Genomic DNA, 21,307 nt, shown 5'->3' on the forward strand with positions numbered 1-21,307 from the left:
TCGTTATTCTCCGGTATCTCTCTTTACCGCTTCGTCTCTGTTAGAAATCGCATCACCAAAGAACAAATAACCCACGTCTGTACTTGTGTAGACCGCTATCAGTTCTAGGTTTTGCACCCTTGGGTTCACTTCGCCATTCTCGATTTTTCGATAAGTGTCTGGTGATAACCCAATTAACCTGCTCATTTCGAGTATGGTTAAATCTGCATGCCGTCTCGCTCGCTTGATTCGCGCTGCACGTTGCTGTCGATATTCAAGCGATTGTATTCGAGCGGCCTGTTTAGTCTTTGCATCTCGCATTTTCATAGAAGCTCTCCACTTCACTTGCTAATCGTTCTTCCTCGGTTGTAGTCGCCTTAATCAATGCAACGCGATATTCATGTAACCGATTCTTTGACCAATCGAGGCAGAGCTTTTGCCACTTGATAACGGCAACCGGATCGGAAAGGTCGTAACCAGTTCCAAAACAGCTACAGCACTCCCACTTGCTAAATAACGACTTGGTGTAACCAGTGCCATTGCAAGTCGGGCAGCGATCCGGCTTGTCGTCCAATGTCACATCGGCGTCTTGTAACCGGTTCGCCAGAGCTTCGCGTTCGTCCGTAAGCTCAATGCCCTCGAATGTGTCCAGGATTGACGGCGATCTTTCATCCCGCTCTCTTTGTCGCTGTTCCAGTTGAGATCGCTTAATGTCTGAAATTTCGTTATCCATTTCTATTCCGAACACATCAATTTACATGAAATATATATCCACAATAAAAACATTGCAAAAAGTATTGATACAAAAACCGAAACGATGTATTTTTGTTTTCAGCAAACAGGCAAACATACTCATATGAGGAATCAGCAAATGTCAGTAAACAACAGCAAAAAAGTTCACGACCAAATCCAAGCAGACGTTAAAGAGTACATGACCAACACCTCGAACAGCGTCTTAGATTTCGCTTTGGCCAATGCAATTAAGAGCGGTCAGAACAACCTAAATGAATTGTGTAAAATGTGGAAAACCCCAGTAGACAAGCTACTTAGCAAGTTAAACACTTCTCTTTTCAAAGTGGATGATGATAAAATCCACCTCGCATAGACGGATACGTTTAGCTATCGGGATAAGAGTAATGGAAAGCTTCGAGGAAACTCGAAGCTTTTTTTTTCGCCTCAACACTTAATCCGAACGTTCAAGAATTTAAGGCACAAAAAAGCGCGAACTCATAGAGCGAACACTTTACATTCGGAATTTATAACAACACCCACCAGCAAAATAAATAACAAAAACCAACTATACCAAAAAAATACTGTCGCTTTATAAATATATATACAGGATTAGAAAAGCATCAATCGCGAAAGCTAGTTTGAATTGGTTCATCAAGAAACCTCGTCCGTTAGATTCCGTAATCATTAAATAACGGTATAGTAAAAAACAGATGCCTTACGTGACCATGACGCCAGATCGTTTAGCGTCTTATCGACGTCAATTAGTTGAGTTTAATACTGTCAACACTTAGGCTAATTGGAAATTAGTGGGCAAAAACTAGCCAAAATGATAGGAAGCTTAACCACTTAAGTTGTACGGGGAAGCATTTTTGTTTTTAACAGGATAAGATGAGTTAACAGCAATATATTGAATGCGTTAACCCATCTGCTGGAAGCGGCAACTTTCTTTTGAGGTTGGCATCAATCAGAAAGGGAAAATGAACATGAATTATTGGATAAAAATCTTGCTCATATCCCGATTCATGTAGAGAAATGAATATTTTTCAAAGCGTTTCTTTATGAGAGGGGAATTATCTGATAACAATTGGACATAAGGACTTGGGAGTTTTCATGCGCCTAAACCTGAAACAGAAAGGCAACTCGTTTGGGCGTTTGCAAAATTAGCAAAAAGTCTGGAATACTAGGCACAGCAAGACTTGGAACAAAACGTTCCCTAATAACCTTGATTGTGTGAAGAATATAAAAAAAGGCTGGATTCGAAGAACCCAACCTTTAGTTAACTAAGAGGTAATTATGTAATCACCAACCAAGCTCGAAGCAGCTAGAAAGCTTCACTTCAAGTAATGCGCATTAGGTGAGTACCAGTCACTTAATACGACTTACATAGCTACAACAATCAAAACCGTCAGAGGTTATATGAGTAAGCTCATTGAGCTTGTCATAGCTGTTATCAACCTAGTAGCAGCTATTATTCAAGCACTAATAGGTTAATTAACCGCGCTAGGGGTACATGTTGTTGCCCCTAGAGCATACTTACAACTATCCAATAATTAATATTTCCTGTCAATTCGTGTTTTTGTCAAGAACTCACACAAATGCGGTCGCTATTCGTTGTAGCGTGCCGTTGTCTATAGCTAGGATCATTAACTCATCCAAACAACAAAAACTTGTTGTGTATGTGGGAAACTGTGTAAATCTTTGATTTTCCAGTTATCCACATACGCTATAAAGATCTATATTTAACTATATCAATCTATGAGAACTATAGATCTATAAGATCTATAGCAACCATAACGTATTGATTTTAATGAGTTTTAACTCGTTTAAAGATCTTTTTTTAGGTCTTTAAGTAACAAGATCTAGGTTTAATTGATCATTTATTAGGTGTTTGTGATCTTCTTACAGGCTTTAGTGCTACATAATCTAGGTGAAAGTGATCATATATCAGGTGATTGGATAACAGATTTTAGGTGTTTCTGTTCTTAAATGACATATTTTAGGTGTATAAGATGGTTGTATAGGGGGCTTGTCCGGTTTTTTCTACTTTCGAGTCAATGATCACGTCGAATTCCCTCTCATATACCTAAAATGTGTCACATAGCTCATTTCAACCTAGAAAGTGTCATCTATCGATCCCATGACCTAAAACTTGTTAGCTATCAGTAATCGTGTGTATCGGTTAGTTCTGAAAGGGTATCTATCTTTTCCATTAACGACTCTAATTCATGCATTCCATCATCATGCTTTTGCTGCTCTTTTTCTGAGTATCGTTTTGCCAAGCTAGCTTCAACTTTAAGAGCGTGGTCTTCTTTACCCACATAGCGGTACGCGATGGCAAGTGATTCTAGTTCAGACTCGGTGAGTCTGACTTGGTTTTGAAGCCTTTTCAATTCAAGTTGTCGAATTGTCTTAAGAGCATCGTGTTGATTTAGTTCTTCAATTGAACCTAGTTTAACCCACCGGAAGAGAAACTTGATTCCAGTAATGGTTCTACCTTTCTTTACAACCTCAAAACCCTTATCACCTTGGCTGCTTTCTAAAAATAGAAGCTCTTTGCTAATCTGAGGGTGTTCAGAAAGTTCTTTAATACTTTCCCTGATACAACGTTTCATAAATACGCTGTTGTTTTTGAAGGAACTTTTATCTTTTTTCAGCTTCCCTGATTCGTCCAAAAGCCCAAATATTCCTTTCAGTTCACTAAGCTTTTGCGCATGCATTTCAAAGCCCTTGTCTTTGAAGCGACTAAGCAGTTCGTACAAGCGCTTAGAATACTCCTTTTTTACCTCAAAGAAATTGCGAGTATTAATCAGGGCAAATCCTTGATTATATTCAATATACTCAGGTTTGAGCATATCGTTAGGAACCATCGTAAGTATGCCGTGTTTATAAGCGATATGTTTGAAAAGAGGTCTATAGTCGAATTCAATATCACCTTTCGGGGTTTCCACCTTTATCCCGATTTTTCGACTAGCTAGGCGGTTCGCTACTGGACTTAAGTTGCTACCGATATGTTTAGACTCAACACCTAACCACTCTGATAATTGATGTGAAGTAAATTCATAGTGTGGTGTTTTCTGCTCCCAATCACTTGGTTTCATATGTGCAATCATCAACGCAAACATATCTGCTTCCCTAGCGGATAGATCTTGACGACTAAAGACCAGTTGATGGCCTTTTTTGATATGTTTCGGGAGGTTATCGCTTACCGCAGGGTAGAAATATTCTTCATCACTCATGCAAATGCACATCCATAAATAACAAGATTTAGGTAATTATGACACATTTTAGGTCACGCATGTATAGAAATACTCACATCAAGCAGTGATTACAGATACCTGACTTGTACTCGGCCTACTGCGTCACGATAGTATTCAAACAAACCTTGAGACTCTTTCTCGGAAATGGTGTTCATGTACTCTGCTAGTATGGTCGCTGTATCACGAACCTTGCTCACACTAGCTTTTACGGCGCTTGCAGCCTTGTTGTGCCAGCTAGCAATCACAAACTTAAGGTATGACACGAACTTAGGCGCTAAAGGCTGTTGGTGCTTGTTGTACAGCTTGATAACACGACGAGCTCCACTAGCTGATAGGCGGCCTTGCTTAGCAGCTAATTGAAGTTGTTTTACTTCATCTGCGTCACGTTTGAAGATTTTCAAAAACCAAGAATCTGATGGGATACCGTTATTAATTTTATTTTTACTCTCTGTAGAGAGATCTTTTGTATTTATGCTGCAATTTTTGTTTTTGTCTGATTGCTCGCAAACGTTGTCAGAACTGGCCTCAAGAGGTTTTTCCACAGAATCCCCCCCTAAATGCAATTTTTGTCTATTACAAAACTTCTCTGCCGCTTGTAGCGCGTATTTGTATGTACCAGTGAACATGTTTTGGATGCCATCAACGCATAGAGTGATGTGACGTTGATTCTGACCTGTGTGATCGTTCCTCTTTGGCTGTCCATAAGCGATCAGGCCAATTTTTTTTGCACTTCTGATGTAATTATCAATAGTGCGCTTTATGATTGGCTTACAACCGTAACGGTGACAGTTCTCATTGTAGGTACGCATTAAGGTATCGCTTGAAGCAAAGCAAGTGTGACCATGCTTAAGGATAAAGCTTGAGATAGTTTCTAGTAGGCAAGCAAGCTTACGTTGTGCCAATGGTTTATTGGCTTTGATATTGGAAGCTTGTGTTCTGAATCCTGACTTCCAGTACCGAGGATTCAGCAAAAGTGGTGTAATTTGCATAAAATTTGCTCAAATAAAAAGCGCAAAAGTTTGCCACCGATCTCTTTGAACGTTATAATTACGCCTGTCTTGTGTTGTGTAATTTTAACGCTTGCTAAGATTAGTGCTCAAAACAATCTAAGTTGTTAAATTAATTACGAACCATTTGAGACATTAGTCGCCAAACTAAAATGTCTCACCTGATTAGGCTTCGGTCTAATTTATTACGTCATACTGACTTTCCTTAAGTTCGTTTGTCGTGACGCTTTAAGTTTACCGCTTAAAGCTCGATTTCAGTAAGAAAGCCCGCTCGCCAAAGCGGGCTTTTTTATTTTCTGTTGTCCGAAATCGAATCACTTTCTCTCTATCACGGCATCGCCATGATCTAATTACAGAAAAACTCCCCTATTATTGATCTTAAATGGTTGATCAAACAAGTCTCCATATCAAACCAATTCCGAACATAGTGCGTTACCATCTGGCGCTAGAGTTTACCAAAAATTTTATCTATTTAAACTCCTTTTAGACGTGTTAATATTCCGAACACACTAAGTTTTGTGGATAACTCTGTGATGAAATTTACTCCCCCACCAAGTGCTGAACAGCAATTAGAAACTCAAGTTGACCAATTAAAACAAAAGTTTAAGCGCCGACAGTTCCCGAAAAAGAACGCACCAGTGCTACCGTTGGATTTGTTAGTAACAATCTCAGGTTGCACCTTTGGTTTGCATAGCCAAAAAGACGGTAGACTCGTTCTAAAGGCCGACAAGGCGATTAACTTTGATAAGGGTATCAATGTGTTGCGCGCAGTGTCGTATATTGCTGGCGCGCGAGATAGCGTATCTATCGCTGGTTGGGACTGGCGACCTACGCACTTTAAGAAAGATAAACTCTACTTGCGTCCTGTCGCTCCTAGTGATTTATAGAGTTCCGAATTGGCCACCAGAGTTTTCGATTGAATTGACTGTTTTTTGAACTTTATTGCTAATCGCTGGTGGCGCTTTTTGATTGATCAGCTTATTGGAATTTTCGTAATGAAGATCCGAAGTTGACGAATTGCTGTTTAATTTGAGGGCTCACACTCACTTTTTGCTCTACTGGAACGTACCGATTTGTTGGCAAAGTCGCCAGTTTTCGGGAGCCTAGCGACTCAAACATCGCTCGAACCACTTGATGATCTTCATCACTGGCCATGTTAGAGATCGCCTTGCGCTGCGCATCGGTCACATAGATAGGTAAAGAGTCCACAACATCAAGCAGCATCGAGGTTGCCTTAGCGTTTTGCTCTACCTTTTCACGCAACTCTGCGTTCACGCTTTCTAGGTACATAAGCTGGTTAGTAAGATCACCGACAAGCTCAACATTAGTCTGTTGAGTCATGTTCGCGTAGATATTACGCGCGGATTCCTCATCAAAACCTTGTTCCTGTAGCGATTCGAGGATCATTTGCTCGCTGTTCGCACTTTCCATCATCATGGCCGGATGGTCTAGGCTGATATAGTTCGGCTGCAATACGTAGTCCATACCGTGATATGAAGTCGTTATCGATGCCTCGCGTGTATCTTGGCCACCAGTCGCCCAGCTCCAGCCACCAGCACGGCTATTGTGCAAACCTAAAGCAATACGGCCTGTGTCGGTATCTAAAAACTCTTGAGTGTGTTCAACAATGCCGTCATCTGAACAGGTGATAGAGACTGTGCGGTTAGATGGCACGTTTTCTACCACAACCGGACGACCATTAATCATGATCACCTCAGTTTCACCGATTGAGAGCTTATTGGCGCGTTGGCGGGATTGATGACCATAGTAACCATACGCCTCACCTAGTCGCAGTAGCTCTTTAGTTCGTGGGCTGTTGATCATCGCTTGCACGGCTTTGATGATGTAATTGCGCTTGTTGGCGCTAAGTTTTCGACCGTCATTGAATAGGCTGAAACGGTCGGATACTTGTTTAAGTGCCTTTGCTGTCACTTTCTTTTCTCCATTAATGGCTTTGGATTTCGGTTAGTAGGCCGAGAACTACGTCTCTAACGAATCGTTCCGCTTCGCTTTGGTCAGTCATGCCAATGGATTCCATCATCTTGTCGTTCTTGGCCACTTGAGCTGCGAGCTCGGAAATGACTTCATTGGCCAGCTCGGAGTCGAGGCCAACAACGGACGTGTAAAGATGGTGTTTGAGTTTCGGAGACTTGCCGATTGGGGATTGCTCGATAAGGTCAAGCACGGTAGCCAGCATGGTTGCGTAGTTCGCTTTTGATTCCATTGCTTCTGCTTTCTCTTGCTCGATAGCAGTGTTGAGAGAGTTAAATCGGATCTCGAATGGCATATCGTTGTCATTCCACACCTTGCTGTCTCGGTAGATGGTGTGAATGTCGATAGCGCGCTTAACGAACGCCACCACGGCTGCGCGGATTTGGTTGGCGCGTAGTGCAGATTGAATCGAAGTGCGGAAGAAGCCGCCCTCGCCTAGTCCACCAGAAAGAAGATCACCAAACCCAAGCATGGATGGGTCTACGCCAAGCGTTCCGGCTAAACGTTTAAGGTGAAACATAATGTCTTCGATGTGGGAGATATTTGGGTCAGTGGTAAAGGTATCGATCTGCAAGCCACCTTTAGCGCCGCCCATAAAGGGCAATAGCGTATTGATGACGGTTGGGATGAAACCTAGCTTGCGGGAACGGTCTACCACCTCTTGACGGTCTTGCTTCATCTGGTCAGCGACCATGTTGATGTATTCCGCAGCTCCCGCAGCATCTAAGCCGTCAGTGTTTACCGCTACCATGCGATCGATAAGTGAAGCATTCACACGACTTGCGCCTAGCGCTGCAATGGACTGGCGAAGCATCGACCAAGCCTCAAAACAGGTAAGCAGAATGGACGAGCCGTAGTTCTGCGTCTCGATTGGCATGCGTGAATACGCATCGTCATAAAGTGAGTAACGCTGGCCAGTGTAGTTAACTGGCGGCATATCCATATCTGGTCGCCAGATTGGCATCTTTAGTGGGATAAGCGCCCAAGGCTCGGCAAGGCGTACCTGTTCGCCGTTCGCTCTGGTTTGTAGATATTCCGCAGTAAATCCAGCTAGCTCGCCCGAACGTTCGTACTCACGAATTTGGTTTGGCAACGTGTAGTAGTTGGCCTCAAAGTGAGTAATACCCACGCCCTCTTTCGTGTATGGGCGAACATAGTTAACCCCATAAACCAGCGTTGAATACGTCCAGTTCATTAGGTTTTCGTTGATTGGAGTTAGCAGCTCTCGGTTAAGACGGCCTATGTACTCAGCGTACTTCTCATCGGTTGGATGAAGATACACAGCCATGCCATTGTCGTTTGATACCGAAAGAGCGTGACCAAGGTGCAGATTGAGCGCGGCATCAATCGTGCTGTCCTCGGCCATTTCCTTGAGTATCGGATATAGCATGAAGCGATCTTTCGGCAGCTTGTGCAGAAAAAAGCGGTCTGAGCTTTTTCGACCGTCATTGGTCAGAGCGCCGTTGCTTTCATCTAATTGGTTTTCGCGATCGTGGAATGGCGATCCCGTGTATCCAGAGCCAGATTCAAAACTGATCCCGCTCTCTTTATCGTCATTCTCGTTAAAGAAAGGGAACGCTTGTTTTAAAGCTGTCGCTAGCCCAATTGATGCCTTGTTTTGCGACATGTGCGACCTCGGTTAGTTGAGGCGCTTTCTACAGGGATGGGGATGATCTTGGATGATAGCGCATCGCGTCAATGTGACCAATACGCTAATAAATGATTGATTTTCTATGCGTTAAATTTTTTTAGTCAAAGTTCAATTGCTTGCCTTTGAATCTTGGTTACTCACCAAAAACACTAATTTTTATTCTTGATGATAACCTTTGTGTTCGGAATAATATTCCCGTCCCTAAAAATCTACTTCCTTAGATATTTTAGATTATTCATTAACTTAAATTGATATTGATAGTGGCGTTTTTTTGGGATGGGGAATAGGAAAGGAAAAAGTCGGGCGAAAGCTCGACTTTTTTTTTGGCTTTTATCCAATGAATAAAAGGCAAATTCAATGAACACTGATTTAACCTGCAGTATTGAACAGGCGACAACAATCGATGAACTGGTACGCCAGTTTGAAGCCTTGCTCGCTGTCGATATTAGCGACACTCCAAAAGGCCACCAGCGCCTTAAGGCTAACCAACTAGCCAAAGGTATTCTCGCCAAGTACAACGGCGACTACTCCAACGTTTCACCCGAAGATAAAGCAGCTCTGCGCGACTACACAGGTTTTGGCGGTATCGGTGGCTCCACCAACGAATACTACACGCCTAAATGGCTGGCGAGCGCGACTTGGGATGCAGTTCGTTCCTATGGCTTTGATGGCGGTAGCGTACTTGAACCAAGTTCGGGCGTGGGCGTATTTAGCGAAACCAAACCTAAAGGCACACTGACTACATCCGTAGAAATGGATCAGACCTCGGCGGCCATTAACCAAATTCTTCACCCCGAAGACCATGTAATTCAATCTGCATTCGAAGCCGTGGCCAGCAATCCCGATATTGGTGATTTCGACCTAGTGATCGGGAACCCGCCTTACGGTGTTCGTGATGCTAGTGCGATGAAAGACAAAGCGTACAAAGACATTAAGTACGCCGATCAGTATTTCGTTTCTCGTTCTATCGATAAAGCGAAAGCTGGTGGCTTGATTGCCCTAGTTCTTCCAACTCGTATTTGTGATGCGAAAAACCTTGAGAAGTGGCGTACACAACTCGCACTTAAAGCGGAGTTCTTGGGCGCGCACCGACTACCAACGGGCACGTTCGCTGATACTGGCGTAGTGACTGACCTTGTTATCTGGCGCAAACACAGCGACCAAGCGAAAGCACTGATTGATAGTGCCGACCGTGACACGCTGATTGAATCTAACGTGCTTTGGGATACTTGGCTTAAAGGTAAGTGGTTCGAGCGCGAGGGTAAGAAATTCATCAACGGCGAACAGACTGTTGAGGGCGTAGGTAAGTTTGCGCGCAAAGTCGTGAAGCGCGGCAACCGTTCTAACGAGGACATTAAACAGTCCCTAATGCGCCGCTTTAACAGCCGTATCGACTGGATGTTGCTTGATGAATCGGTAAGCGAGCCAGTGAGCGCGAAATACTCCGAGGGCGACACAATGTTCCGCAATGGCCAGCAATACGAAATGATTGATGGCGAATGGGAAGTGTCCGAAAGCAACGCGAAAACAGGCGTTATCAGCAAGGCGACCTATGGCGTAGATAACACCGATGAGATCGGTTCTATCACCTACTCTACTGAATCGATGCTTAAGCTATCGGCCAGCCAAGCGCTACAGATTTTCGAAGATTACGGCTACTTGTGTCATGACGACTTTAAAGCCCTAATGCGCGAGATCGCCAAGCTGCCAAAAGCGAGTCAAGAACACGCTTACAAAGGCATTCTACTTGGCATGAAAGTTCAAACACTTGCAACGCTGGTTGCTGGTGGCCGAACCACATCCAATAGCGACTTGGCCAACATGGCAATGGGCGCGGAGGACTTCCAGACCGAACAATATCGCGTGAAGTTAAGCGGCGAAGTGTTAGAGCTGAACGCACTAATGGGCGGCTCTAAGGTATCGAAGAAAGCGCTAAGCAACTTAAGCGAGAAGTACGTCTCTGCATGGAATTACTACCACTCATCGATCGATTCTAAGGGCAAACTGTCTGACCTACTCTTAGGCGACCTTAAGCGTGAACTTACTGTTCAATACAGTTCGTCTCGCATTGGTGACGTGTTCCATCTATGTGACCGTGAACTAGGCATAACCACACTGACACTGCATGACGTTCGCACGTATTACACCGCCAGCGGTATCGATACGATGAGCGATGAGCAGTTGCTTGATTACCTAGCGAACATGGATGAGGTAGCCGTAAACCCTGACGGTACGGTGACGGCATTCCACAAAGCGACGACTGGCCTAGTCGGTAAACGCATGGATCAGCTGACCACACAATTAGTATCGGCCACCAGCGATACCGTGAAAGCTAACATCATGCGCCAAATCCAAGCCATCGAATCTAAGCGAAACAAGATCTCGATTGCCGATGTGAAGATGAAGCTTACCGATAAGTGGATTCCTAAAAACATCATGCTTGAGTTCCTGCATGACCGTGGCTACACGGAGTTTATCTTGGGCGACTTTACCGAGGATAAGGACGGCTTTGAGGATTTCGTACAAAGCGAATCCGGCCAATACCTCACTGGCTACCGTTGGCGTGATGGCGAATGGATTGATGGCCTAACTCGTAATGGCGTGAAAGGTAAAGCAGCGAACAGCGATGAGCGATTCGAGCGTCAAATTGAATCGTACATTAACTATGGTGCGGTTCGTGGCGGTAGTAAGAACGAAGATAAATCACTTATCCGTGAGCAAATGCGCCACCTCGATGATGAGTTTTCTACATGGATTGCATCATCTGACCATTCAGAATACTTGGAACAGGTTTACAACAATACGTTTAACGGTTGGATTAAACCGGAGTTCGATGACACTCCATTATCGCTAGATGGCGTATCTGGTGCGATTGAGTTCCTACCTTACCAAAACTCAACGATTCGCCGTCACAGTGCGGACGGTAACGGCATTATTGCCTTTGGTACTGGCTTGGGTAAAACGCTCACTGGCCTTGGTCTAGTGCAGTACAACCTAGAAACCAAACGTGCAAACCGTGTGGCCATCGTTGTTCCTAAATCAGTGTTAGAGAACTGGTTCTATGAAGCCGATCTGTTCTTTGGTGAAAGCAATCTATCTGACAAGGTATTTATCGGCCTTGAGGTTCACAAAGACGATGACGGCAAAATCATTCGGGAACCGGTATTAGATGAAACGGGCGAACCTAAGCTAGACAAGAAAGGCGATCCTATCTTGCGCGCCAAACTGACCGTAGACACCAACGGCAAGCGCGTAGCAGAACAGCTCCACCAGCTTACACAGTCAACCGCTCGCATCGTGGTAATGACAAAAGACGTGTACAACCGCATTCCATTGAAGCCGGACACGATTACGGCCAACGTGCTTGAAATGCGCGATGCTGGTTTGATTGCTGGTTCAAGCAAGCTAGTTAAGGAAGTGGAAAGCCACACAGAGAAAGCGAAGAACGCGCGCTTTGAAGCGAAATACGCTGACGATGGCACGGCCAAAAACGAAGAACTACCGTACTTTGAGGACTTGCTATTCGACTCCGTTATGGTCGATGAGGCGCATGATTTCCGTAACTCGTACAAGGGCGGCTCATACCGAAACAACCTGGCATTCTTGCCTAGCCAAGCTCAAGCCGATCGCGCTATCGATATGCAGCTTAAGAACAACGTCATTAAGGCGCGCAATGACGGTCGAGGCGTTTACTTCCTAACAGCTACGCCAACCGTAAACAGCCCTGTTGATATGTTCAATATGCTGTCCCACATCATTCCGGCAGATACGTTTGCCAAGATGGGCATCTTTGACAGCGACGACTTTATCCGCATGTTTGGTAAGACTGGCGAAGCGCTGGTTACTAAGATTTCGGGCGAAGTTGAACAGCGTGAAGCCCTACTCGGATTCCAAAACCTAGACGCACTTCGAAACATCGTTAACCGCTACATGACGATCAAGGATGCTAAATCCGTTGGTGCCAACGTTCACATTCCTGACCTGATTAGTCAGCAAAGCTTTGTCCAAATGAATAGCGAACAGGAAGCGCTATATGAGGAACTACGTCAACGCGCTGACGCTATCAGTAATCCAGACAAAGACGAAAACCAAGAGATTGTTGAGCAATACCCTAACGACACGGTTTTCGGCCTAATCCGTAAAATGGACAAGGTAAGTACAGACCTTGATTTGTACTATGAGCGTGTTACCTACCGATTCGCCAAGGACAGCAAGAAAGAGGTTGAGGCGGTAGTAGCCAAGCTACCAAATACCGTCACAGTCACTTTTGAGGATGTAGCACCAGACGGCACGGTTAAGCTAAGCAAAATCCAAGTTAAGGTTGATAAGAGCGTTAAGGTCGAGGGCGATCACTGCGTGGTTCAACTCCACCAGCAATTTGATGACAAGTTCACAAGTATTTGTGACAAAGCTAAGTTGAAATTTACGCACCCTGTCTCTCCTAAGTACGCCAAGTTCCTTGAGAACGCGCGCGAGATTTATCTGGCTAGCGGCAAGCAGCTTGTCTTTACCGAAGAAAAGACACAGCACAAAAAACTGGCTCGCATCCTTGCGGATTTTGTTGGTTGTAAGCTGTCTGAAATCGGTATTTTGAACAGCGATACCGTTGCTGGTAAGAAAGGCTCTAAAGCGACTGAGGACGATGAAGAAGCGGGTTTGGAAGCAATCGCCAATGCTTACAATACCTCGAAATACAAATTCATGATCCTCAATAAAAAAGGCGAAGTCGGTATCAACTTGCATCATGGCACAACCGACATTCACCACTTAACGCTACCGTGGACTCCAATGAGTATCACACAGCGTAATGGCCGTGGCGCTCGTGTTGGCTCAAAACAAAACAGCGTGAATGTTCACTACTACACGTCTAAAGGCTCATTCGATGATTTCCGCTTGGCCACAATCCAACGTAAATCAACTTGGATTGAGACAATGTTCAAAGGCAATGACAAGTACATTGCGAACGCCGATGCAGACGCAGCCGACGAAACTGCAATCATGCTGGCAGCAAATCCAGAAGAAGCGAAAGCCCGTATCGAAGCGGCTAAGCGTCAAGCTGAGCGCAAGCGCAAATTAGAGGAACGCCGACTAGCAAGTATTAACGTTAGCAAGTACATCAAAGCCACCCAAATGCTTGCTTTGGATGTGAGTGCGGTTGAGGGCGAGCTGGCCGAACTACGCGAGAAGTTAGAGCCACTACGCAAAGAGGTGGAAGAAGATCGCCTACGTGCAGAGGGCGAGAAGCGCGGCAGTTGGCAGCACAAAAACTACCAACGCACCAAAGGCAGACTGTTTGCGCTAGAAAGCCAAATCAAAACCTATGAGGCAGCGATCAAAAACCGCGACAAAGCGAGCGAGACCATCAAGAAATTGAAACCAGCAATGGAGCTGGCCATCAATGACGGTGTGTTAAAGGATTACCCTGACTTCCTAACTCATCCAGAGTTATACATTGTTCGCAACGGTGTGATTGTTCGTAATGGCTACACCTACAAAGCCGAAGTTAAGAGCCGTTCTTGGAGCGCCGAGTACGACTCAAAAGCAACAATCATGATCACCAACTTCGACCGTAAATCTGGCACGGTGGACGGCTTTATTACTGAAATGGACGGCGAACCAGCGTCACGCAACTATGTCGATCTACCTGTTGAACGCATCATTGAAATTGCGCCAGTGAATCAGGATAGAGCAGCACTAGAAGCAAAAGCGCTCCAAGGTGTACCACTAAGTGAAGTCGCTCATACGTTTGACCGTGAGACGTTCTTTGAACTGGTCGCAGAGAAGAAAATGAAAGCCTACGGAAATAGCCGCCGTTGTTTGGTGCGTAATGCTGACGGCTCATTCTCTACGCCGTGGGGATTGGATGTTGAACCAGACCAAACGCTGATTTATCCAGATGCGAGCGATAAAGCGACCGCGAAAGCCCTACTCGACCAAGTGACCAAGCAATTGGAAGATAAAGGTCGCGTGATGTTGGAACACGACATTCTAAGTTTCTTTATCGGTAGCGATTGGGACAAACAGGCGATGGAAAACGGCAACCAAGTGACCGAGCAGGAAGTCGTAGAACTGGTGACACTTGAGATCAAAGCGTTCGAGGAAAAATACCCTGAGCTTTATCAAGAGGCACTACTGAAAGCGGAGACGACTTACAAAACGTCTATCACTTTCCTTAAAGACCTAGATAACCATCTAAGCAATTTGAAATGGACAGGTTACACCAACGCACACGAAGCGCGCCGCCTATCGGCTCGTGAGTTCACTCGTTACACCGATATTCTGACCGAACGCTCTAGCGAATACCGCACAGAGCTGGAAGATAAGCTATTCGCTGACTTCACTAAGCTGGTGGCCAACGACCCTGACCGTGCGAAACGTCTATCACAGATCGCGTACTGGATGACGCAATACAAACCAACGACCGATACTCACTTGCTGAAAAAGGTCGATGCGATTTACGGGGAAAACTCACAAGAAACCATGCTTAAGGTATGTGCCGACCTACACGCTATTGGCGAACGTGAGTTTCTATCCGGTGATGGCTTAATCTTCTCGGATGACTGGTCATTGAATCGCATGAAAGGTGCGTATGGTTCGCTATTCACTTACCGCAGCACACAGCGCGAAGAATTTATCGAGAAGTACCTAAATGCGGATAAGCCGGAAAAGACCGAGGTTCAAGTGACCGAAACGCAGAAAGTGAAAATCGACAATATCTCTACCATTAACGTAGAGAGCATCGAGAAGTTTAGCGAACTAATGTCACGCATTGGCATCGACGTTAAAATGGTGACTTCACCAATTAGCTGGAAGCCTAAGCGCGGTCGCAACCGAAAAGAGATTGTTGTAGAGCCATACGAACGCATTGGTTTGATGGACAACAACGGCCTTAAAGGTTCGCTGAAAGTGATGTTCGCTGGTGACAAGGAAGCCAAGGCCGAGTACGGCGCTGACTTCGCTTCGAACGCAAGCAGTGAGTTTAATGGCGGCTGGTGGTTTATCTCTGCGAAAGCGGATTTGGAACTGCTGGCGAAATCGCTATTAACCATTCACAACACGTTGGCCGAAGCTGCCTAACTTAAATTTTCGCATGCGAAAAAGTTCTCGCATGCGAAAACTTTTTGGAGATAACAATGATTACCCAAGTGAAATTGCCTACCGTTGAAGATCTACAGCCCCTACTCGATGAGGCTTTAGAAACAGCGCAAAGCAAAGAGGCATTTATCCAAGCTCAAGTAGATGGCATTTACAAAACACTTCAAACCAATCCGCTAATGTACCGTCACTATGGTGCTTATTGGTGGGCGGTTAAATCGCTAATGGCCAAGCATGGTTATGACCTTGGCAGCGATTCAGAAGTGATCACAGAGCAACACTTCAATTTCGAAGACCCTGCGATTTTGTTGTGTGCTGCGTGGGCGTACCAGCAAGAGCAAATTGATAAAGGCTACTGGCAAGCCAACCTACATACCTACTACGCCGATGATGAAGAATTTGAATATTCTATCGAGGATTTGAACCTTGAAGCGTGGAGCGTGAACGCCAAATCGATGCGTTAAGTTTTCGCATGCGAAAACTTTTGTTAGAAAAAATAAACCCCGCCACTGAAAAGATGGCGGGGATTGCACGTTGAATCGATAAGCATAAACACAAGCACTACTACCCCTAATAGTTTTCGGCATCGCTTATCTGGTGTGTAATTTATTTGAGATTAATTTCATATTTAACAAGTTTTTTTAGTCTTTTTTATTAAAAACAATTGGTTATGCACCGCTTGCACTTGCTGATTACGCGCTGGCAATTCTGTCAAAAAGTTTTCGCATGCGAAAACTCTCGGAATCAATCTCACATTTTTCTCAAAGTTCTCGCATGCGAAAACTTGTGCAATCGGTTCTGTTTGCTCACTTTTTCGCTTGTGCTGTTGCTTCTGGCAACGTATAGTGTAGCCCCGTTGCCAGTGACAACAATTAAGAGGCGTTGATATGGCATCCAAGGAACGATGCGAAAGACTAATTCAATTAGTCGAGAAAGCAGGAAGTACCAGAAAAGCCAAGCTGCTTATTGATGGCGTTAAGGGAGTAAGCCCTTGTCACACTGCCATCTACAAAGCCATGAACGGCGGCGGTACGACCGATTATGTGGTTCAGTGCTATATCGATGATCTTGAAACAGCACTGAGCAAACCAAAACAGCAAACAAACTCCACCAGCAAAGGAAATCATTAATGAGCACTATCATGGCGATTGCCAACCAAAAAGGCGGCGTAGGTAAAACAACTTGTACTTACAACTTTGGCATTAGCATCGCTAGCCAAGGCAACAAATGTCTATTCCTGGACTTTGACCCACAAAACAACTTAGGCGGCTCAATCGCACCGGAAATGGTCGAGAATCCAGAGTACACATCTGCGAGCTGCCTACACAACGCTTACAACCTTTTTGAAAATCCAGTAAAGGCTAAACCTTTTGTAGTAAGCGAAAACGTACACGTTATTGGCGGCGATAAGCGCATGGGTAACATTACTCAATCACAAATCTTAAACGTGGCTGAGTCTATCGACCTTATCAAAGACGACTACGACTATATCTTTATCGATTGTCCACCAGCGGCGAACGCGCTACAGCATGCAGCGCTACTTGTGGCCAGTAAGCTACTTATCATTAGCCAAGCACAAAAAATGTCGATCAAAGGCGTTAATGAGCTGGTTAAGACCTCGCGCCAAATCCGTCGAATGAACCCTGACTTGGAAGTGTTAGGCATTGTCCTAAACCTTATCGAAGCCAATATCACAAACGACCAGCGCGAACAGGAAGCGGAACTTCGTAAAGAGTACGGCAACCTAGTTTTTGAAAACAAACTGATTAAAACAACGCGCGTAAGTGAAGCTCTAAACCAAGGCAAAGCACTGATTGAAACCAACCCTAAAGCGGCTGAGAAATTCGGCTTTACAGCGGTTTGTGATGAACTTTGCAAGCGCATGGTGGAGGTGACAGCATGACCAAAAGCTTAAGAGATCGAATCAAGCTTAGCGACCTAGATAATCTCTTGGATGAATCAGCGGTAGAAATCCGCGATGCAGCGAAAGTGCTGGCTATCCCTAAAGACTCTTTGTATTCAGTTGAGCAAGTTCGTGAAGAATTTAACGATGAATCACTACTTGAGTTATGCGAAAGCCTAGAAGAAAACGGCCAAATTCAACCTGTCGTTGTTTACCCGTTCGATGGCAAGGGATACAAAATCCAAGAGGGTGAACGCCGTTGGCGCGCCGCTATGTTGAGCGACAAGCTGACTCACGTTGAATGTATTGTCCGTGAAAAGGGCGATATTTTTGGCCAGCTCATTGAAAACATCCAACGTGAAGATTTAACGCCAATCGAATTGGGTAAGGCGTTTGACCAAGCTAAGAAAAAGCACAATCTGGATAACCGTGGCTTGGCTAAGCGCCTTGGCAAATCAGACGGCTACATTTCGAAATACCTAAATGTACTTAAAGCCCCTGACTTTGTTTTGGAAGCATTCCAAAAAGGGATTATTGGTGATGTGGAATCAATCAACGAACTACGTAAAGCAACCATCGATAACTCTGAGCGCGTTCGTGAAGCACTGGAAAGCGGCGAGAAGCTAACACGCCAAGATTGTGTAAAACTGCGTACTGGCGAGCTAGATAGCAAGGTGGAAGTTGCACCTCAACCTAGCGAATCCGAGAAAGCAGAAAAGACCCAAACGACACCAGTAAGCAAAAAGCCTACAGCAAACCAAAAGCCTACCAGCATTTGTGTCATGGTTAATGGTCGTCATGGTTTGGTGTTCGCATCTGGTAAGCATAGCGACAAGCTAACGGTACTGTTTGATGATGGCGAACTTGAGCAAGTGCCAGTTGGTGAAGCTCAATTAGTAGGTTATCGCGTGTAAAGTTCTCGCATGCGAAAACTTTTTAGAGCGGGTGGCTAATTAGCTGCCCGTTTTTTGTTAGAACGTAATACCCGCCGTCACGGTAGACACCAACCACATAGTGATCGAGTGGTACGTCTTGCCAGCCAAATAGCCCTAGTTCGTCATCGCAATAGGCGACGATATTCACCAGCTTCACCTTTTGGACATGCAGCAGATAGATATTATCTAGTGCCCCTTTAAACGGCCTGTAGATATACTCGCCGTCTTTCCTTAAAGCGGGGATCTCGTTTCCTGTCACTGAATGGCCATCGGCAACGCCGTCCTCGTTGATGTCGATTAGTCCGTAATGGTAACGATGCCTTATGGTAAACATCCCCTACTCCTTAAATGCAAAAACGCCAGATTTGACAATTAAATCTGGCGTTTTTTGTCGTGTCTTCTAGCTTGTCACAGGCTTGGAAGCCTAGACCTATTTTATAGCTGCATAATGGATTCTTGCAAGTTCGTCCGGTTGCAGAACAGACTCGAACATAAAGCCTGTTTGTACGCCCTCGTTTTCCAGCTCTTGATTCACTCGCCCAAGAATATCGATAAGCGATGCACCGCCGCCGCCAAACATATCCCCTAGCGCTTGGCCTTGGTGAAGCAGTTCACTATTGATTGCCTCGGCCATTGTCTTAAATGCCAGCGTCATGCGTTTTGCGCTTCGGTTATTGGCAGCAATGAATCTCGCCAGCGCTTCGGCCTCGGGAGCGTTGTCGCCAAACAAACCGGATTGAGCCAATAGCTCGTCAATGTGTTGGCCGGACTCTTTGGCCTGTCTTACCAGCTCGGTTGCTTGCACTAGCGAGTCAAGTGCTGACTTAGCGAGGTCAGGTTGTGAAGCGTTAATTTCCACGGCCTCTGCAAGCGTTTCAGACGTGTTTTTATGCACTTCCCCGCTAAGATATTGCATCTCAACAAACGCGCTTGCTGCGCCGTTTAGCGCGCTCAAAATGTTGCGAATTTCGGGATCGGCTTCCTCGGCTACCAGCTTCACCAACTTCTCGTTTTTGTACGCCTTGGCAAACACGGCATTTTGCATGCGCTCAATCAGTTGTTTGGTTGGTCGGCCATCTTCGGTCAGTAGTCCGGCGGTTGAGTTATCCCCAATTTCGGTTAGGAAGCTGTTTATAAATCCTTGGTTGGATTTGGCCAAAAGGTTGCCTGTTTCGCTCGGTTGGAACAGAGCAATCATGCGGTCATCGATGCGCTCTGCGTCAACCCAAGCTGTCTCGGCTGCGCTCATTTGTTGCAAGTCAGAGAGGTTGGAATCTCGGGCAAACTTAGCACGGTTAACTTTGGTGACACGTTCTCGAACCAACACTGGCTCGCGCATGCTTTCAACTTTCTCCGGTGATAGGTCGAAGCGCTCCGCATTGTCGATTAGGAACTGGCGGTACTTTTCAGCTTTGCCCTCTCTATAGGCTTTGATGATAGCGATGGTTCGACCGTTCCCCGACTCCACCACATTGTCCGAGCCGACAATCGGTGCGCCGTGGCTAGATAGTCCAGAATCCGTTAATTGTTGTGGGCGCAAATCGTTGGCCATTTTTGAGATCTGCAATTTTGAGGATACGCGAGTACGGTCGCGCGGTTGCAGCTCTTGTGGGAAATTCGGATTGATTCGACCGTCCAAATCGTTCGATGGAATAAGGTCGCTTGCTTCCACGACTTTAAAGCCTGTTTCTACTTCGTCGCCTTTTGCTGTCACAACGTAGCTGGTTCGACCTAGCTTGGGCTTTGGATTGTCTGTTGCGTACAGTTGAACAATCTCGGCTAGGTCATTGATGTTTTTTGCCTCTTTGATTTCGGCGTTAATTGATGTGAGTTGATTCAATTTGACCGCTCCGGTTGGGAGTGGCGAGTTCTCGCATGCGAAAACTTTTGGGAGAGGGAAAAGGATTAAAGGCTCTTAAGCAATGCGAAAAGCGCCTTGGCGTAGTTATGACGCTCACTGGCTGCCAGTGCAAGGTTTAAAGATTGCTTGTAGTAATAGTCTGCTCGGATTTTGGTTAAAACATTCATTATCGTTTTCTCAAGTTCTCTGAAAAGTTTTCGCATGCGAAAACTTAAGCGGCCAGTTTGTCAGGATTGTGCTCGAACCATTCAATCGCTTTTTGCTTGATGCTATCTAGCTCCAAGCCCTCTGAGTGAACGTCTCGCATTACATCAACAAACAACGATGGCTTGGCTGTATTAAACTCCCCTGCAAGGAATCTCGCAACTAGATCGCTTTGCTCAACTGGACGTTCGCCATTGTCGCGCTCATTCTGCTCGATGTGCTTCGTAAGAGTCTTGATAGCCTTGTTACGGTCAGCGCGCGACCAGCTACCAAAGACACCATTTTTCTTAGCTGAACCCGCATCGTTTTTCCAGTAGTCCAAACCTCGCGCGATATGCCCCTTGTAACCAAACTGGAAGTTTTCGCCATCCTTATACACAACGTAGTTATCGCCCTTTTCAACCACTTGGTAGTTAGGGAAAAACGCCATTTCGTATTCGTACCAATTAGGTAGCAATAGCACTTGATTGAGCTTTTCAATCTTATCTGAGCGACCTAACTTGGAAAATTCTTCTACCGATATTGGCTCATCCGAACTTGATACCGGTTCCTGCTCAACCTTTTGGTTAGCGCCAGTCAGTTTATTAAGAATTTCCACCAGCTCACGGTTCTTTTTGATGCGTTCACCAATCGATAGCTGGCCACTCTTAAGCTCTTTTAACAAACCCGCAGCATCGCGGTTGAGCGTCAT

At 45.3% G+C, this 21,307-nt stretch carries 17 protein-coding genes; 7 read left to right on the top strand and 10 right to left on the bottom strand.

What is annotated here, in order from left to right:
* Window positions 1-3: 3 nt before the first annotated feature.
* Entirely contained in the window at window positions 4-306 is a 303-nt protein-coding gene (locus tag ACWPOD_RS20660; RefSeq protein ID WP_017634072.1) for a helix-turn-helix domain-containing protein, read from the bottom strand.
* The gene (locus tag ACWPOD_RS20665) at window positions 281-712 is read right to left on the bottom strand and encodes a hypothetical protein (protein ID WP_395206156.1); all 432 of its coding nucleotides are present in this window, start codon (window positions 710-712) and stop codon (window positions 281-283) included. Before ACWPOD_RS20665 ends, ACWPOD_RS20660 begins: the two co-directional genes overlap by 26 nt.
* A 138-nt stretch (window positions 713-850) precedes the next feature.
* Here ACWPOD_RS20665 and ACWPOD_RS20670 point away from each other — a divergent pair, with 138 nt between their 5' ends.
* Window positions 851-1,084 carry a hypothetical protein gene (locus ACWPOD_RS20670; RefSeq protein ID WP_272165570.1) on the top strand — a complete coding sequence of 78 codons (234 nt, stop codon included), beginning with the start codon at window positions 851-853 and terminating at the stop codon, window positions 1,082-1,084.
* A 1,786-nt stretch (window positions 1,085-2,870) separates the two neighbouring features.
* On the opposite strand, the gene ACWPOD_RS20675 is transcribed toward ACWPOD_RS20670, so the two are convergent.
* Together ACWPOD_RS20675 and ACWPOD_RS20680 are read right to left on the bottom strand one after the other, a co-directional pair.
* Window positions 2,871-3,947 carry a replication initiation protein gene (locus tag ACWPOD_RS20675; protein ID WP_395206155.1) on the bottom strand — a complete coding sequence of 359 codons (1,077 nt, stop codon included), beginning with the start codon at window positions 3,945-3,947 and terminating at the stop codon, window positions 2,871-2,873.
* A gap of 89 nt (window positions 3,948-4,036) precedes the next feature.
* Window positions 4,037-4,957: a hypothetical protein gene (locus ACWPOD_RS20680; protein ID WP_456232180.1), complete on the bottom strand. Its 921-nt coding sequence runs from the start codon at window positions 4,955-4,957 to the stop codon at window positions 4,037-4,039.
* A gap of 551 nt (window positions 4,958-5,508) precedes the next feature.
* Here ACWPOD_RS20680 and ACWPOD_RS20685 point away from each other — a divergent pair.
* Complete coding sequence (locus tag ACWPOD_RS20685) at window positions 5,509-5,862, top strand: hypothetical protein (RefSeq protein ID WP_109170125.1); 354 nt, start codon at window positions 5,509-5,511, stop codon at window positions 5,860-5,862.
* Between the two features lie 91 nt (window positions 5,863-5,953).
* Here the strand turns inward: ACWPOD_RS20685 and ACWPOD_RS20690 are convergent, their stop codons facing one another.
* Both ACWPOD_RS20690 and ACWPOD_RS20695 read right to left on the bottom strand, forming a co-directional pair.
* Entirely contained in the window at window positions 5,954-6,907 is a 954-nt protein-coding gene (locus ACWPOD_RS20690; protein WP_395206153.1) for a hypothetical protein, read from the bottom strand.
* Window positions 6,908-6,920: 13 nt separating this feature from the next.
* A complete protein-coding gene (locus tag ACWPOD_RS20695; RefSeq protein ID WP_395206152.1) occupies window positions 6,921-8,594 on the bottom strand; it encodes a portal protein in 1,674 nt (557 codons plus the stop codon).
* 381 nt (window positions 8,595-8,975) lie between these two features.
* On the opposite strand from ACWPOD_RS20695, the gene ACWPOD_RS20700 reads away from it, so the two are divergent.
* The 5 genes from ACWPOD_RS20700 to ACWPOD_RS20720 all read left to right on the top strand — a co-directional run bounded on the left by ACWPOD_RS20700 (window position 8,976) and on the right by ACWPOD_RS20720 (window position 18,530).
* Window positions 8,976-15,695, top strand: coding sequence for an SNF2-related protein (locus tag ACWPOD_RS20700; RefSeq protein ID WP_456232181.1), 6,720 nt, complete (start codon window positions 8,976-8,978; stop codon window positions 15,693-15,695).
* Window positions 15,696-15,751: 56 nt separating this feature from the next.
* Window positions 15,752-16,177 (top strand): hypothetical protein, encoded by a 426-nt coding sequence (locus ACWPOD_RS20705; RefSeq protein ID WP_395206150.1) that lies wholly within the window; start codon window positions 15,752-15,754, stop codon window positions 16,175-16,177.
* 423 nt (window positions 16,178-16,600) lie between these two features.
* The gene (locus ACWPOD_RS20710; RefSeq protein ID WP_069497778.1) at window positions 16,601-16,843 is read left to right on the top strand and encodes a hypothetical protein; all 243 of its coding nucleotides are present in this window, start codon (window positions 16,601-16,603) and stop codon (window positions 16,841-16,843) included.
* Window positions 16,843-17,616, top strand: coding sequence for a ParA family protein (locus ACWPOD_RS20715; protein ID WP_395206149.1), 774 nt, complete (start codon window positions 16,843-16,845; stop codon window positions 17,614-17,616). Before ACWPOD_RS20710 ends, ACWPOD_RS20715 begins: the two co-directional genes overlap by 1 nt.
* The gene (locus ACWPOD_RS20720; protein WP_395206148.1) at window positions 17,613-18,530 is read left to right on the top strand and encodes a ParB/RepB/Spo0J family partition protein; all 918 of its coding nucleotides are present in this window, start codon (window positions 17,613-17,615) and stop codon (window positions 18,528-18,530) included. The genes ACWPOD_RS20715 and ACWPOD_RS20720 overlap by 4 nt, the downstream gene beginning before the upstream one ends.
* Before the next feature lie 22 nt (window positions 18,531-18,552).
* On the opposite strand, the gene ACWPOD_RS20725 is transcribed toward ACWPOD_RS20720, so the two are convergent.
* The 4 genes from ACWPOD_RS20725 to ACWPOD_RS20740 all read right to left on the bottom strand — a co-directional run bounded on the left by ACWPOD_RS20725 (window position 18,553) and on the right by ACWPOD_RS20740 (window position 21,307).
* Complete coding sequence (locus ACWPOD_RS20725) at window positions 18,553-18,885, bottom strand: hypothetical protein (RefSeq protein WP_395206147.1); 333 nt, start codon at window positions 18,883-18,885, stop codon at window positions 18,553-18,555.
* A gap of 96 nt (window positions 18,886-18,981) precedes the next feature.
* Window positions 18,982-20,391: a hypothetical protein gene (locus tag ACWPOD_RS20730; protein WP_395206146.1), complete on the bottom strand. Its 1,410-nt coding sequence runs from the start codon at window positions 20,389-20,391 to the stop codon at window positions 18,982-18,984.
* A gap of 65 nt (window positions 20,392-20,456) precedes the next feature.
* Complete coding sequence (locus ACWPOD_RS20735; protein WP_256011401.1) at window positions 20,457-20,579, bottom strand: hypothetical protein; 123 nt, start codon at window positions 20,577-20,579, stop codon at window positions 20,457-20,459.
* Window positions 20,580-20,623: 44 nt separating this feature from the next.
* Entirely contained in the window at window positions 20,624-21,307 is a 684-nt protein-coding gene (locus ACWPOD_RS20740) for a hypothetical protein (RefSeq protein ID WP_395206145.1), read from the bottom strand.

The organism is Vibrio sp. JZG120, from assembly GCF_053890955.1.